Raw genomic sequence first — 14,179 nt, forward strand, 5'->3', positions numbered from 1 at the left:
GCAATCGAGAATGAAAAAGCCTCGGGCATCACCCGAGGCTTTTTGCTGTTTGACGCAGGTTTCCGATCAGGCCAGCAGATGCATGCCGGCATCCATCCGCACCAATTCGCCCGTCATATTGCTCGATGGCGACGTGGCGAGGAAGCAGATCAGGGCGGCGACGTCCTCCGCGGTCGAGGCCACCTTCAGCGGAACTCGCGCGATTACGGCATCGCGAACTTTGGCAGCGCCGTCCGCACCGCGTCCCTTGGTGAACCATGGCGTATCGATATAGCCGGGGCAGACCGTATTGACGCGGATCAGCGGAGCCAATGCACGGCCGAGCGACAGCGTCATCGAATTCAGCGCGCCCTTGCTGGCGGCATAGGCGACTGACGAACCGCCGCCCGTGATACCGGCCATCGACGAGACATTGACGACGGCCGAAGCACGACCCGACGCCTTGGCGCCGGCTTCGAGCAAGGCACGCGCCGCACGCACCATCTGATAGGGCCCGATCGTGTTGACCGCGTAGATGCGCTGGAAATCTTCCGCGGAAAGGCCATCGAGATCGTGATGCGGCACATGCTTGGTCATGCCGGCATTGTTGATCAGCGCATCGAGCCGCCCCCAGTGCTGGGCGGCCGCGACGATGTTCTTGCAATCCTCGTCCTTCGATACGTCGCCTTGAACCACGATGACTTCGGTTGCACCCGCATCGTGGCACAGCTCGGCAGTGGCTTCGGCTTCCTTCTGACTCGACGAATAGTTGATGACAATACGGGCGCCGTCCTTGGCGAGAATGGCGGCGGTCGCAGCACCAAGCCCCGATGCCGACCCTGTAATCACGACGCACAAACCGTCACTTGCCATCTGCATTTCCTCTGCTTGTTCTGACGCTGATGCGATCTATCATAATGCGGTCGCGCTGGTATACAACGCGACACAAGTTCGCTTTGCGGAATTAAATTGCGTCGCACCAACACATCATGCCGCCACCGCAGGCCCCTCTGCGGCCAGCCCGCTTGTCTTCCTTCCACCTTTTCCGCATCATGAATGCAAGAAAAGTGGCAGCGCCCATGCCCGGCATTCCCTGCCGAATGAGATGCGCTAGCACACGGGGAACGCCTTGACGGACGCAGACAATATCGTTGCGGAAACCGCGGAACGTATTTTCGCCGATCTCGCTGACGCACAGACCATCAATCACGACAAGAACGGCAGCTGGAAAGCGCCGCTCTGGCAGGCACTGACAGATGCTGGCCTGCCGCTCTCATGGGTGCCTGAAGAGTGCGACGGCTCCGGCACCAGCATGGCCGAAGGTTTCAGCGTCCTCAGCGTCGCCGGTCGCGCCGGCGTTGCGGTGCCGCTCGCCGAGACCATGCTGGCGGGCTGGCTGCTCGCGCAAGCCCAGATCAAATCGCCCGAAGGCATGATGACCGTCGCGCCGGCAAGCCCGCGCGATCGCCTCACGCTCAACGCGGATGGTACAATCACCGGCCGCGCACGTGGCGTGCCGTTCGCGACGGATGCGAAATACATCGCCGTCGTCGCCTCCGGAATCGGCGGTGCCTCTATTGCGCTGGTGGACGCCAGCACCTGCCGCATCGAAGCCGGGCTCGGTCTGGCCGATGACCCATCCGACACAGTGCATTTCGACGCTGTGAAGCCGGTGACCCTTCAATCTGCACCATCGGGCTTCGATCAGAACGCGCTGTTGCTGATGGGCGCACTCGTGCGCAGCCAGCAGATTGCCGGTGCACTGGAAACCATGCTCAGCATCGGCGTGAACTATTCCGGCGAGCGCGTGGCGTTCGAGAAGAAGATCTCGAAATTCCAGGCGGTGCAGCACAATCTGGCGAAGCTCGCAGGCGAGACCTCGGCAGCCCTCGCCGCTGCCAGTTCCGCGGCTGACGCCTTCTCCAGCGGGGCACCGCTTGACGACGCGCTCTTCCTCGAGGCCGCCGCTGCAAAGATCCGTTGCTCCGAGGCCGCCGAAAAGGGCGCCGCCATCGCGCATCAGGTTCTTGGGGCCATCGGCTTCACGCAGGAGCACATCCTGCATCGCTACACGCTGCGCGCATTGGCATGGCGCGATGATTTCGGCAGCGAGAGCTACTGGGCGGTCGAGCTCGGCAAACTGGTCGCTGCGCGCGGTGCCGACGAGCTGTGGCCTCTGGTCGCTTCGCGCTGATCGAATACAAGTAACGAGATCTTTCACATGACCGCAGCCCTTCGTTTCGATCCGATCCGCCTTCCGCCCGAATGCGAGCAGTTGCGCAAGGAAGTCCGCGCGTTCCTCGCCGAGGAAATCGCCGCCGGCACTTTCGATCCGCACAAGCCCCAGCGCGAGGACTCGGACAATCCCGAATTCAGCAAACGTGTAGGTGAGCGCGGCTGGCTCGGCATGACCTGGCCCAAGAAATACGGCGGCCACGAGCGCTCGTTCCTCGAACGCTACGTCGTTACCGAGGAGATGCGCGTGGCCAACGCGCCGGTGCGCCGCTTTTTCGTCGCCGACCGCCAGAGCGGCCCGGTGCTGCTGAAATATGCGCCCGAACATATCAAGATGGACATCCTGCCGCGCATCTGCCGCGGCGAGGTCTGTTTCTCCATCGGCATGAGCGAACCGAATTCCGGCTCCGACCTGTTCGCCGCCAAGACCAAGGCCACCAAGACCGACGGCGGCTGGCTGATCAATGGCAGCAAGATCTGGACGACCTCGGCGCATATGGCCGACTACATGATCGCGATCTTCCGCACATCGGCCCCGACCAAGGAAAACCGCCGCCACGGGTTGACGCAGTTTCTGGTCAATATGAAGAAGCCGGGTATCACGGTGAACCCGATCGCGCAGATCACGGGCCAGTATGAATTCAACGAAGTCGTGTTCACCGATCACTTCGTGCCCGACGACCACATGCTCGGCGAGATCGACAGCGCCTGGAAGCAGGCCACCAGCGAGCTCGCCTATGAGCGATCCGGCCCCGAACGTTTCCTTGAAACCTATTACGTGCTGACCGAACTGGTCCGTGCTGTCGGACCGAAGCCGGACACTCGCAGCGCCGAAGGCATCGGCCGCCTCGTCGCACAGCTGCACACAATGCGCCGCATGTCGGTGTCGGTGGCCGGCATGCTGCAGGCCGGCAAGGAGCCGGTGGTGGAAGCGTCCATCGTCAAGGATATCGGCACAATCTGGGAGCAGCAGTTGCCCCATCGCGTACGCGAACTCGCAGCCTTCGTCGACGACAACGCCTCGAACCACGCCACGCTGGACGAAATGCTCGGCTTCGCCATCAAGACGGCACCGAAACTCACCATTCAGGGCGGCACCACCGAAGTCCTGCGCGGCATCATCGCGCGCGGACTTGGTCTGCGCTGAGGCTCGTCGTTCCGGGGCGCACGCGCATCTTTGCGCGCGCGAACCCGGAACCTAGAAGTGATTTGAACACATCCAGATTCCGGGTTCACACCCGGCAAGCGCCGGGCGCGCCCCGGAATGACGAGGAAACAAATGACCACCTACAAAGACATCGCCGTCGAGACCCGTGGCCACATTGCGATTATCGAGATCCGCAAGCCGCCGCTGAATTTCTTCGACATCATGTTGATCCAGCAGATCGCCAATGCGCTCGACGAGATCGACGCCAATCCCGAGATCCGCGCCACGGTTCTATGCGCGCAGGGCAAGGCATTCTGCGCCGGCGCCGATTTCAGCGACCCGAACCGCAAGGAGACCGAGGCAGCCGCCAAGAGCGGCGACCCCGCCGACAATCTTGGCTCCATCGGGCATCTTTATATGGAAGCCGTACGCATCTTCCGCGCCAAGAAGCCGATCGTCGCAGCCGTACAGGGCGCGGCCATTGGCGGTGGCCTCGGCCTCGCGGTGTCGGCCGATTTCCGCGTCGCCTGCCCGGAAACCCGCTTCGCCGCCAACTTCACCAAGCTCGGCTTCCATCCCGGCTTCGGCCTGACGGTCGCGCTCACCGAAGTGGTCGGCAAGAACAATGCGGAGTTGATGTTCTACACCAGCCGCCGTGTGGGCGGAGAGGAAGCCCTGAAGATGGGCCTCGCCAATGTGCTGGTGCCGCAGGCCGAGGTCCGCAACGCCGCCATCAAGCTCGCCGAGGAGATCGCCGAATGCTCGCCGCTCGGCCTGCTCTCGACCCGCGCCACCATGCGCAACGGCCTCGCCGACCGCGTCGCCAAGGCGACGGAGCACGAACTCGCCGAACAGACGCGCCTGCGTAAGACAGAAGATTTCAAGGAAGGCGTTGCGGCGACTGCCGAACGCCGGGTGCCGAACTTCAAGGGGCGCTAAGTCCCCGTCGGGGTTGTTTTTCAAACCTCACTTGGAAATGGCCGGGTTCGTCCGGCCATTTTTATGTCATGGGCACTCTAGTCTTTCCGCACTACCAACGCATCGACGATGGTGGTGCCCTCGCCCGCCGGATGCACCAGTACCGGATTGAGTTCGATCCCGGCAATCTCGCCCTTGAACTGAGCTGCGAGCTGCGAGAGCTGCGCAATCAGCTCCGCCGCCGCCGACACGTCGGCCTTCAGCGCGCCGCGAAAGCCGTTCAGCAACGGCGCGGCCTTGAGTGCGCCTAGCATGGAAGCAGCCTCAGCGGCACTCACGGGCGCCGGGCGATAGACCACGTCCTTGAACAATTCCGCCGTCACTCCACCAAGACCGACCATCACCATTGGCCCAAAGGTCTCGTCCAGTAGTGTGCCCACGATGATCTCGACACCCTTGCTAGCCATCGGCGAAACGAGCACGCCCTGCAGCGCGGCCTGCGGTCGGTGCTGCCGGGCGCTGGCGGTTAGCGCATCATAGGCAGCTGCGGCTTCATTCTTCGTGGCGATGTTGACCCTGACGCCGCCAACCTCACTCTTGTGCGGAATGTCGCGCGACTGGATTTTCATCACCAGCGGGAAGCCGATCTTGGCAATCGCTGCATCCAGCAATGATCTGTCGGTGACAAGAACCTCGCTTGGCAGCGCGACACCGGCAATCTGCAGCAGCGTCTTGCTGTCATACTCGGAGAGCGTCGGCGCGGTCAGATGCTCAGCCAGATCATTCTGCGCAGGTGCCGCTGTAGCAACCGGCTCTACAAGTTTGAATCTTGCGTGATCAACAAGTCGCCGCAACGCTACACTGACATGGGTGAGGCCGGACAAAACGACGACGCCGGACTCGGCGAGACCCATGCGCGCAAAGTTCGACGGCAGCGTATAAGACCAGAACACAATCGGTTTGTTCTGCGCGGCAATGACGGGCTTCAGCTCCGGCGTCTTGAACGGCATCCGCGTCTCGCTCGACAGCGAGATGACCACCAGGATTGCATCGACCTCGTCAGACCTGTCGAGCAATTCAATGGTCTTTTGCAGCCCGCCGCTGTGCACTGCCTGGGCCGTGATATCGATCGGATTGCACGGCGATCCGTAGGACGGGATCAGCCCGCGAATCGTCGCCTGAACGCCGTCCGACAATTCGGGCACCTGCAGCCCCTGCGCCGACACGGCATCAGCGCCCCAGATACCTGCGCCGCCCGAGACGGTGACGACAGCGACGCGGTCGCCCTTCGGCAGCGGCGATGTGGTCAGCACGGCCGCGATCGCCACTGCTTCGTCGAGATCGTTGGAGACGATGAAGCCATAGCGCGCGAACACCGCATCATAGGCCGCCGTCCAGCCCGCCATACTGGCGGTATGCGAGGCTGCTGCGCGCTCGCCAGCACCGGAGCGGCCGACCTTTACAACGATGACGGGTTTGCCGAGCTCCGCCGCCTTGCGGGCCGCGGCGAGAAATTTGTCGACGTCACGAATGCCCTCAATGAACAGCAGGATCACATCAGTCGCCGGATCCTGCACCATGTAATCGAAGAATTCGCCTGCACCGAGATCGGACTCGTTGCCGGTCGAGATCACGGTGCTGAGAGCAATGCCGAGCGCTTTGGCGCGGTTATAGATCGCAAAGCCGATGCCGCCGGATTGCGCGACGATACCGATCCGCTTCGTGGTAGCGACCAGCTGCAGCTGATCCGACTTTACATCAACGGTCGGGCTGAAGGTCGCGGCAATACCGGCAATCTGGTTGTAATATCCTTCGGCATTCGGCCCGGATATGCGCATTCCGGTGCGTTTCGCCAGCGTCGCAATAGCATCCTGCATGGCGATGGAATCGCCGCCTTCTTCGGCAAAGCCGGAGGAAATGATGATCGCATGCCTGACGCCGAGTTTCGCGCAGTCCTCAAGCGCGCCGAGCACGACGCGCGCGGGAATGATCACGACGGCGAGGTCGATCGGCTGCCCAATGGCTTCGATGGTCGGATAGCACGCGAGCCCATCGATATCCGGATAGTTCGGATTGACCGGATAGATCGCGCCGGAGAACTGGTTTTTGCGCAGAAAGGAGAGAAGCAGGCCCGGGATCTTCGTAACATCGCGGGAAGCGCCAATGATGGCGATGCTGGATGGATTGAAGAAAAAGTCCAGCGGATGCGGACGTGTCACAGTCATGGCGTTTCCCGTTTATTGTTGTTGCCGTAGCGTTTCCGAGCGAAGTGGATACCGGTTCGCATGAAGGAAACGCGTCAAACAGGAACTGATCGTGCGGCGATTGCCGCGATCACGCAACGACGCGAAACGTGACCCCGGCCAGCAGAAATGCATCCCCGGCGCAGGGACATCCGCGTGCCCGTGCGCTGCCGAGCACCTGTGCGACGTCGTTGACGCGAAAAGTGATCCCGGTCATCGCTTCGCTCTTGCCCTTCGCGAAGCGCAAACAGCCGTTCGTGAACGCAATCTGCGGATCGTCGTTGCGGGCCGAGGTCAGCGGCACACCGATGATATTGCTCCAGTGCTGCGCCAGATCGTAATGGTCCGGACTCTGCAGCTCGACCTCGGTCAGCGCGCGCGTGATGTCATGGCGGATCGCCTCCTGCCAGTCCGGACCGGCCGGCGGATACGGCCCGAAATCGTCGTCGCTGTCTTTGGTGTGATTGAACTCGATGAAGGCGGCTCGGCAATCGCGTGGATGCAATTGCACGCCGTGATAGGGCGGATGATCGATCACATTGGCGGTGCGCACGCCGATGTTGGCGGCGAAGCGCCCACGCTCGTCGGGATCCTCGCAGGACAGGATCACCATATAGCCGCCGCGCCCGCCGGATTTCTCCATGAACCGCCCAGCCGCCGTGCCCGGCTGCGTCGGCGCGACCACTTCGAGCAACGTCGCCTCAACGGGCATCAGTGCATTTTCAAGCCCGTATTTGCCTACATGAGGATCGCGGTAGCAGACATTGAGGCCAAGAATGGCCGCGATATCGCTCACCACTGGCTCCAGATGCGGAGCGACCAGACAAACTTGCCGCAACCGCATCTGGCTCATGGTCATTGCCCCTTGAAGACCGGCTTGCGCTTCTCGACGAAGGCCTTGGCGGCCTCCTTGTGATCGTCGGTATCGCTGCAGCGGGTGTGATGGATCGCCTCGCCGTCGAAACAGGCTTCGAGCGTCATCGTCTCGGCATTGTTGATGTTGGTCTTGATATAGCCGTAGGTGATGCTCGGGCCCTGGGCGAGTGACATTGCCAGGTCGCGCGCCGCCTTCTCCACCTCGGCGTCGTCGACAACCTTGGTCACCATGCCGAGCGCCAGCGCTTCCTGTGCGGAGAGCACCGGCGACATCAGATAGAGCTCACGTGCCTTGGCGCTGCCGAGCATCTTGGTCAGAAAATAGGTGCCGCCATAATCGCCGGAGAAGCCGACCTTGGCGAAGGCCGTGGTGATCTTCACCGAGCTTGCGGCGACGCGCAGATCGCAGGACAGCGCGATGGAGAGGCCAGCGCCCGCGGCAGCGCCGTCAAGCTGCGCCACCACCGGCTTCGCCATCTGGTGCAGAATGCGCGACACTTCCATGCCGCGGCGCAGATTGGCGCGCTTGGCCTCGAACGGCAGCGGCGCGCGGCCGGCCGCCATCGACTTGACGTCGCCACCGACACAGAACGTGCCGCCGGCGCCCTTGATGAGCACGGCGCGGACGTCGTGATCTTCCTGCGCACGGCGTGCTGCCGCGACCAGCCCCTGTGTCATCTCCGGATTGAGCGCATTGCGCCGATCCGGACGATTCATGGTGATGGTCAGAAGACCGTTGTCGAGGTCCTGCAGGACGATGTCGCTCATGATTGCGCTCCTTGTTGTTCTTGATCGTCCGGCAAGCTTCAGGCCCCGACGATTACTTTTTCACCAGCGGACAGCGCGAGGCTTCCAGCGGCTGGAATGCCTGCTCTGCGGGAACGGTCGCGAGCAGCTTGTAGTCGTCCCAGCGGCCCTTGGATTCCGACGGCTTCTTCACCTCGAACAGGTACATGTCATGCACCATGCGGCCATCCTCGCGAATCCGGCCATTCTTGGCAAACATGTCGTTGATCGGCGTCTCCTTCATGAGTTTCATGACCGGAGCCGAGTCCGTAGTGCCGGCAGCCTTCACCGCTTTCAGATAATGCAGCACCGATGAATAGACGCCGGCCTGGGCCGATGTCGGTACGCGCTTGGTGCGCTCCTGGAAACGCTTGGTGAAAGCTCGCGTCTCGTCATTGAGATCCCAATAGAACGCTTCTGCCAGGATCAGGCCCTGCGCAGTATCAAGACCGACACTGTCGATATCGGAGATGAAGGCCAACAGCGGCGACAGTTTCTGTCCGCCGCTGCGCGTCAAGCCGAACTCGGCCGCCTGCTTGATCGCGGTGATCGTATCACCGCCAGCATTGGCGAGGCCGACGACCTTGGCTTTGGAGCTCTGCGCCTGCAGCAGGAAGGACGAGAAGTCGGACGTATTCAGCGGATGCTTGACCGAGCCCAGCACCTTGCCGCCGGCCTTGGTGACGACAGCCGTGGTGTCTTTCTCAAGGTCCGCGCCGAATGCGTAGTCGGCCGACAGGAAGAACCAGGTGTCGAGACCGTTTTTCACCGTGGCGAGACCGGTCACATTGGCCTGCGCGTAAGTGTCGAACACGTAATGCACCGTATAGGGGCCGCAAGCCTCGTTGCTGAGACGGATCGAGCCCGGGCCGTTGAAGATGATGATCTTGTTGCGCGCCCGCGCGATTTCACTCGCTGCCAGCGCGGTCGCCGATGCCGCAACGTCGATGATCGCCTCGACGCCCTGATTGTCGAGCATGTCGCGTGCGATGTTGGCGGACAGATCGGCCTTGTTGAGATGGTCGGCAGCAATGATCTCGATCTTGCGGCCCAGCACTTCACCGCCGAAATCTTCCGCAGCCATCTTGGCTGCGGTCTCGCTGCCGACGCCGGTGATATCGGCATACAGGCCCGACATATCGAGAATTGCGCCGAGCTTAAGCGGCTTGGTCTGCGCCATGGCACTTGTGGCCGCGAATACCATTGCTGACGCCAGCAGACCTGAAATGATCTTCTTCAAAAGTCCCTCCCTCAGACGCGCCGTTGTTGTTCGTGCGCGGTGTTGTTGTTATCGCGATCATGCCGCAATGGAACAACAGCGGCAAGCGGCGGCGCTGCCAAGAATAGCTGCAAAGACATCGAGGTTTTCCGCAAAGCGGAATGGATTGCGGGCTATGCTAGACGAGAGGTTGACCGGAGCTCGCAAGGTGGCGTGATGCGTGCCGCATCAGCAAAGTGTGACGTGTCGCATGCCGCAACGCTGTTGCTGGCAGTGATCGCCATTTCAACATCTGCGCAATCTGCGTCGGCGGCCTGCATGTTCGCCGCCCAGGGCGAAGGTCGTGTCGCCGACGTGATCGATGTCAGAACATTGCGTTTGAGCGACGGCAACGTGATCCGTCTGGCGGGGATCGAGCCGATCGCAAACTCATCAGGGCCGACGAATGATCACTTCGCACTGGCCTCCGGCCGTGATGTCACCTTGTACGGCGAAAGCGACATGCCGGATCGCTACGGCCGGCAACCGGCTTTTGTCTTCGTCGATCCCGCTGCGCCGTCGCTCCAGGCGCAGCTTCTAGCACAAGGCGCAGCCCTCGCCTCTGGCGCGATTTCCGACAAGGCCTGTGCGGCGGAACTCGCCGCTGCAGAAGGCTTGGCCCGCCGGCTGAAGCGCGGAATCTGGGCTCAAACCAACGTCATAAAAAACGCGGAAAGTCCCGGCGATATCTTGGCCGATGTGGGGCGTTTCGGGGTGGTCGAGGGGCGGGTTCTGTCGGTTCGCCAGGCCGGGACGGTGACCTACGTCAATTTCGGGCGTCGCTGGACTGAGGACTTTGCCGTGACCGTTTCAAGGCGCATGATGGCCGCCTTCGAGACGGCAGGAATTATGCTTAAGTCCCTGGAAAGACGACATATTCGCGTTCGGGGATGGATAGAGAGGCGCGGCGGGCCGCGGATCGAGGCGCTCGGGGTGTGGCAGATCGAAGTGGTCGGGGACAAGTAGGCCACTTGGGCAGCAAGATCGCTTGAGCGAAGATGATTTGGGCGAATGGGCTGTTTGGGCAGAGAGTGGACGACGTGACGGGTGTGGGACGGCAAACCAGCTTGAGCCGCCGCCTTTGGGCTGCGCCTGCCCTGCTGTGTGCCGCGCTCGCTCTATCGGCCTGCGGCGATGCCAGCCGGTTCGAGGCCGCCTCGTCGGTCAAGCCGACGGTGCCGGCCAAGCCGCCGAAGCCTGCCGTGGTGCAGACCCCGGCCGCCGAGAAAGAACACGAGCGCATCCTCGCATCCTATGGCGGCGCCTATGACGACCCGCGGCTGGAATCACTGATCACCAAGACCGTCGATCGGCTGGTCGCTGCCTCTGAGCGACCGGACCTCGCCTACAAGGTCACGATCCTCAATTCCGGCGCCGTCAACGCCTTCGCCCTGCCGACTGGACAGCTCTATGTCACTCGCGGCCTGATCGCGCTCGCCAGCGATACGTCCGAGATTTCGTCGGTACTGTCGCACGAGATGGCGCATGTACTCGCCAAGCACGCCTCGATCCGCGAAGAGCAGGCACGGCAGGCCTCGATCGTCACGCGTGTCGTGACGGATATGGGCAGCGATCCCGATCTCACTGCGCTCGCGCTCGCCAAATCCAAACTGACGATGGCGAGCTTCTCGCGCGCGCAGGAATTCGAAGCCGACGGCATAGGCGTAGGCATCTCGGCCCGCGCAAAGTTCGATCCCTATGGCGCGTCGCGCTTTCTCGCTGCGATGGAGCGTAACGCGGCGCTGAAGGCCAGCCGCACGCCGCTCGATCCCCGCGCGCAGGACTTCCTGTCGTCCCATCCGGCGACGCCCGAGCGCGTGCAGAATGCGCAAGCCAATGCGCGGCAATATTCCTCGCCCGACGGCGGCGAGCGCGATCGCGAGACCTATCTCTCGGCCATCGACGGCATCGTCTATGGCGAGGACCCGAGTGAGGGTTTCGTGCGCGGCCGCCGCTTCCTGCATCCCAAGCTCGGCTTCACCTTCCAGGCGCCGGAGGCCTTCACTCTCGACAATACGGCGCAGGCGGTGATCGGCGTGCGCGAAGGCGGCAATCAGGCCATGCGCTTCGACGTGGTCCGCGTACCGTCCGAACAGACGCTAAGCGACTATCTCAATTCCGGATGGATGGAGAATGTCGATAAAGCCACCACGGAAGAGCTGACCATCAACGGCTTCCCAGCGGCGTCCGCCATCGCGCGCGGCGACCAGTGGCAATTCCGCGTTTACGCGTTGCGCTTCGGCAGCGACGTCTACCGCTTCATCTTCGCTGCCAAGCAGAAGAGCACCGAGAGCGAACGCAACGCCCGCGACACCGTTAACTCGTTCCGCCGCCTGACCCTGGCCGAGATTCAGGCCGCCCGTCCGCTGCGCATCAAGGTGATCACCGTGCAGCCCGGAGACACCGTGGAGTCACTGTCGCATCGCATGAGCGGCGTCGATCGTCCACTGGAGCGCTTCCGCGTATTGAACGGGCTCGAGAACAATGCCAGCGTGAAAGCCCGCGACCGCGTCAAGGTCGTGGTGGATTGAGATCCACCCAAGTACTTTCTCATAGACAACAAAAAAGCCCGGCCTCTCGGCCGGGCTTTTCGTATTCAACTTGCGAGACGCTGCTTATGCAGCCTCGTCCGCGGCGGCGACATCATCGTCACCATCGCTGTCGGCCTCGTCAGCACCGGCTTCGGCGCCTGCCTCGGCCTTGGCGCCACGGCGCGGGCTCTTGGCGAGCTGGCCTTCGATCTCCTTGACCGCTTCGGTCTCGGTGACGTGCTGAACCACAGCGATTTCGCGCGACAGACGATCGAGAGCTGCTTCATACAGCTGACGTTCGCTGTAGGACTGCTCGGGCTGCGAGTCGGAGCGGAACAGATCGCGGACCACTTCGGCGATGGCAACGATATCGCCCGAGTTGATCTTCGCTTCGTATTCCTGTGCGCGGCGCGACCACATGGTGCGCTTGATGCGGGCACGGCCCTTCAGTGTCTCCAGCGCGCGCTTGACCAGCGCCGGCTCGGACAGCTTGCGCATGCCGACATTCGCGACCTTCGCGGTCGGAACGCGCAGGGTCATCTTGTCCTTCATGAAATTGATCACGAAGAGTTCAAGCCTGGCGCCTGCAATTTCCTGCTCTTCGATGGCGAGGATCTGGCCAACACCATGCGCCGGATAGACCACGAATTCATTGGTCTTGAAGCCCTGACGCTGGGTCAGTGGCTTCTTCGGCTCTTCGGCGCGTGGAGCCGCAGCGGGCGCCGGCTTGGCGGCAACCGGTTTGGCAACGACCGGCTTCGCAGCAACCTTGGCAACTTCCTTCGGCGCAGCAGCCTTCACGGCAGGAGCGGCGGCGGGAGCCTTCGCGGCCGGTTTCGGCGCAGCAGGCTTGGCGGCAGTGGTCTTCGAAGCAGCAGCCTTCGGGGCAGGTTTGGCAGTCTTGTTGGGCATTGCACTTCTTTTATTTTTGGAGGACTTTTCAGCCGCAGCCTTCGCGGCGGTCCGGGTGTCCTTGACAGGAGCCCGGGCACGGCCTTTGGTGACAGAATTCTTCGCAGCAGGACCCTTCACAACGCGGCTCGCCGCAGTTGTTTTCTTGGAAGCCTTCGGATCCAAAACCTTCGAAGCAGTAGCCTTCTTCGAAACAGTAGCCTTGGAAACACTCTTTTTACGCGTTTTCTGTGACACAGCCTGCGCGTGGAAACCGCCACGCCCCTGTTTGATGTTTAAACGGGAACCCGGCAGGGCCAAATCGAGCGGCACCACATGGTCCAGCTTCTTGAATTGTGCCTATTATAGCACATTTCCCGCAAAAATCAATGATTTATGCCCTGTCGCGGCCGCTCGGCGGCCGCTTCCGGGGCATAATCGGGGCTAGGGTAAATTTCGTGTGGCTGGGGGTATCGGGGTCACCCGATCAATTGCTTGATCACTGTGACCGGGGAACTCAGTCGCCCTTGCCAGGCGCCGCCGAGAAATACTTCTCGTACTTGCCTTCCTGACCATCGAATTCCTTGGCTTCGGGCAGTTCGTCGATCTTCTGGGTGATGTTCGGCCACGTCTTGGCGTGTTCCAGATTGATCTGCAGCCACTTCTCGATATTGCCTTCGGTATCAGGCTTGATCGCGTCCGCCGGGCATTCGGGCTCGCAGACACCGCAATCAATGCATTCGTCCGGATGGATGACCAGCATGTTTTCACCCTCGTAGAAGCAGTCCACGGGACACACTTCGACGCAGTCGGTGTATTTACATTTGATGCAATTGTCGGTGACGACGTAAGTCATCCAGAACTCCGGAAACGATCGATATTCAATGTTTGCGTAGCGCACCAACCCCGCTGCCGCAAGGGATGCAGCCGGCATAGGTCAGGGCATTTCGACCAAGGAAAAAGCCTGCCACGAAACCATCGTTGGACGCGGCATCCAGCCTAGATAGTTACTCCGGAAGGTGTTGCAAATCGGTATAGAGCACACGCGCCGCAGTGGCATCGCCACGCCGTTCCGAGAAGCCCTCGACCTTCATCACCCGCACGGTGCGATCCAGCGCCACCGTGAGCACGTCGCCGATCTTCACACCATGGCCCGGCGATTTCTCGCGCTCGCCATTGATGCGAACCTTGCCGCCTTCCACCAGCGCAGCGGCACTGGTGCGGGCCTTTACCACCCGCGCGTGCCACAGCCATTTATCGAGACGCTGGCGCTCCAATCAGCACACCACCAAATGGCGGCTCGGTGCCGCCTTAC

Annotated in this window: 13 protein-coding genes; 5 read left to right on the plus strand and 8 right to left on the minus strand. The window is 61.9% G+C overall.

The genetic code is table 11. From position 1 onward, the window contains the following. Positions 1–66: 66 nt before the first annotated feature. Positions 67–852, minus strand: a complete 786-nt coding sequence (locus tag AB8B02_RS22375; protein WP_439065196.1) for an SDR family NAD(P)-dependent oxidoreductase — start codon at positions 850–852, stop codon at positions 67–69. A gap of 256 nt (positions 853–1,108) precedes the next feature. Here AB8B02_RS22375 and AB8B02_RS22380 point away from each other — a divergent pair, with 256 nt between their 5' ends. The 3 genes from AB8B02_RS22380 (at position 1,109) to AB8B02_RS22390 (ending at position 4,300) form a co-directional block, all read left to right on the plus strand. Then, entirely contained in the window at positions 1,109–2,173 is a 1,065-nt protein-coding gene (locus AB8B02_RS22380; RefSeq protein WP_439065197.1) for an acyl-CoA dehydrogenase family protein, read from the plus strand. A gap of 27 nt (positions 2,174–2,200) precedes the next feature. Further along, complete coding sequence (locus AB8B02_RS22385) at positions 2,201–3,361, plus strand: acyl-CoA dehydrogenase family protein (protein ID WP_120287384.1); 1,161 nt, start codon at positions 2,201–2,203, stop codon at positions 3,359–3,361. 132 nt (positions 3,362–3,493) lie between these two features. After that, positions 3,494–4,300, plus strand: a complete 807-nt coding sequence (locus AB8B02_RS22390) for an enoyl-CoA hydratase/isomerase family protein (protein WP_439065198.1) — start codon at positions 3,494–3,496, stop codon at positions 4,298–4,300. A gap of 77 nt (positions 4,301–4,377) precedes the next feature. On the opposite strand, the gene AB8B02_RS22395 is transcribed toward AB8B02_RS22390, so the two are convergent. From AB8B02_RS22395 to AB8B02_RS22410, 4 genes are all read right to left on the minus strand, one after another. Then, positions 4,378–6,504 carry an acetate--CoA ligase family protein gene (locus AB8B02_RS22395; RefSeq protein WP_439065199.1) on the minus strand — a complete coding sequence of 709 codons (2,127 nt, stop codon included), beginning with the start codon at positions 6,502–6,504 and terminating at the stop codon, positions 4,378–4,380. A gap of 109 nt (positions 6,505–6,613) precedes the next feature. Continuing rightward, positions 6,614–7,375, minus strand: a complete 762-nt coding sequence (locus tag AB8B02_RS22400; RefSeq protein ID WP_439065200.1) for a hypothetical protein — start codon at positions 7,373–7,375, stop codon at positions 6,614–6,616. Between the two features lie 2 nt (positions 7,376–7,377). Continuing rightward, a complete protein-coding gene (locus tag AB8B02_RS22405) occupies positions 7,378–8,166 on the minus strand; it encodes an enoyl-CoA hydratase (protein WP_315844130.1) in 789 nt (262 codons plus the stop codon). 52 nt (positions 8,167–8,218) lie between these two features. After that, positions 8,219–9,388 (minus strand): ABC transporter substrate-binding protein, encoded by a 1,170-nt coding sequence (locus AB8B02_RS22410; RefSeq protein WP_374725626.1) that lies wholly within the window; start codon positions 9,386–9,388, stop codon positions 8,219–8,221. Between the two features lie 231 nt (positions 9,389–9,619). Between AB8B02_RS22410 and AB8B02_RS22415 the strand changes: the two genes are divergently transcribed. After that, positions 9,620–10,408 (plus strand): thermonuclease family protein, encoded by a 789-nt coding sequence (locus AB8B02_RS22415; protein WP_439065201.1) that lies wholly within the window; start codon positions 9,620–9,622, stop codon positions 10,406–10,408. A 101-nt stretch (positions 10,409–10,509) separates the two neighbouring features. Then, the gene (locus AB8B02_RS22420; RefSeq protein WP_414716832.1) at positions 10,510–11,973 is read left to right on the plus strand and encodes a M48 family metalloprotease; all 1,464 of its coding nucleotides are present in this window, start codon (positions 10,510–10,512) and stop codon (positions 11,971–11,973) included. An 84-nt stretch (positions 11,974–12,057) separates the two neighbouring features. Here AB8B02_RS22420 and AB8B02_RS22425 read toward each other — a convergent pair whose 3' ends face one another. The 3 genes from AB8B02_RS22425 to AB8B02_RS22435 all read right to left on the minus strand — a co-directional run bounded on the left by AB8B02_RS22425 (position 12,058) and on the right by AB8B02_RS22435 (position 14,141). Continuing rightward, on the minus strand, positions 12,058–13,122 hold the full coding sequence (locus AB8B02_RS22425) for a CarD family transcriptional regulator (RefSeq protein WP_439065202.1): 1,065 nt from the start codon (positions 13,120–13,122) through the stop codon (positions 12,058–12,060). Between the two features lie 259 nt (positions 13,123–13,381). Further along, a complete protein-coding gene (fdxA, locus tag AB8B02_RS22430) occupies positions 13,382–13,720 on the minus strand; it encodes a ferredoxin FdxA (protein WP_068730400.1) in 339 nt (112 codons plus the stop codon). Between the two features lie 151 nt (positions 13,721–13,871). Further along, positions 13,872–14,141: an RNA-binding S4 domain-containing protein gene (locus AB8B02_RS22435; protein WP_089267756.1), complete on the minus strand. Its 270-nt coding sequence runs from the start codon at positions 14,139–14,141 to the stop codon at positions 13,872–13,874. Between the last annotated feature and the right edge of the window lie 38 nt (positions 14,142–14,179).

The sequence above is a fragment of the Tardiphaga sp. 862_B3_N4_1 genome (assembly GCF_051811085.1).
Lineage (GTDB): Bacteria > Pseudomonadota > Alphaproteobacteria > Rhizobiales > Xanthobacteraceae > Tardiphaga > Tardiphaga robiniae.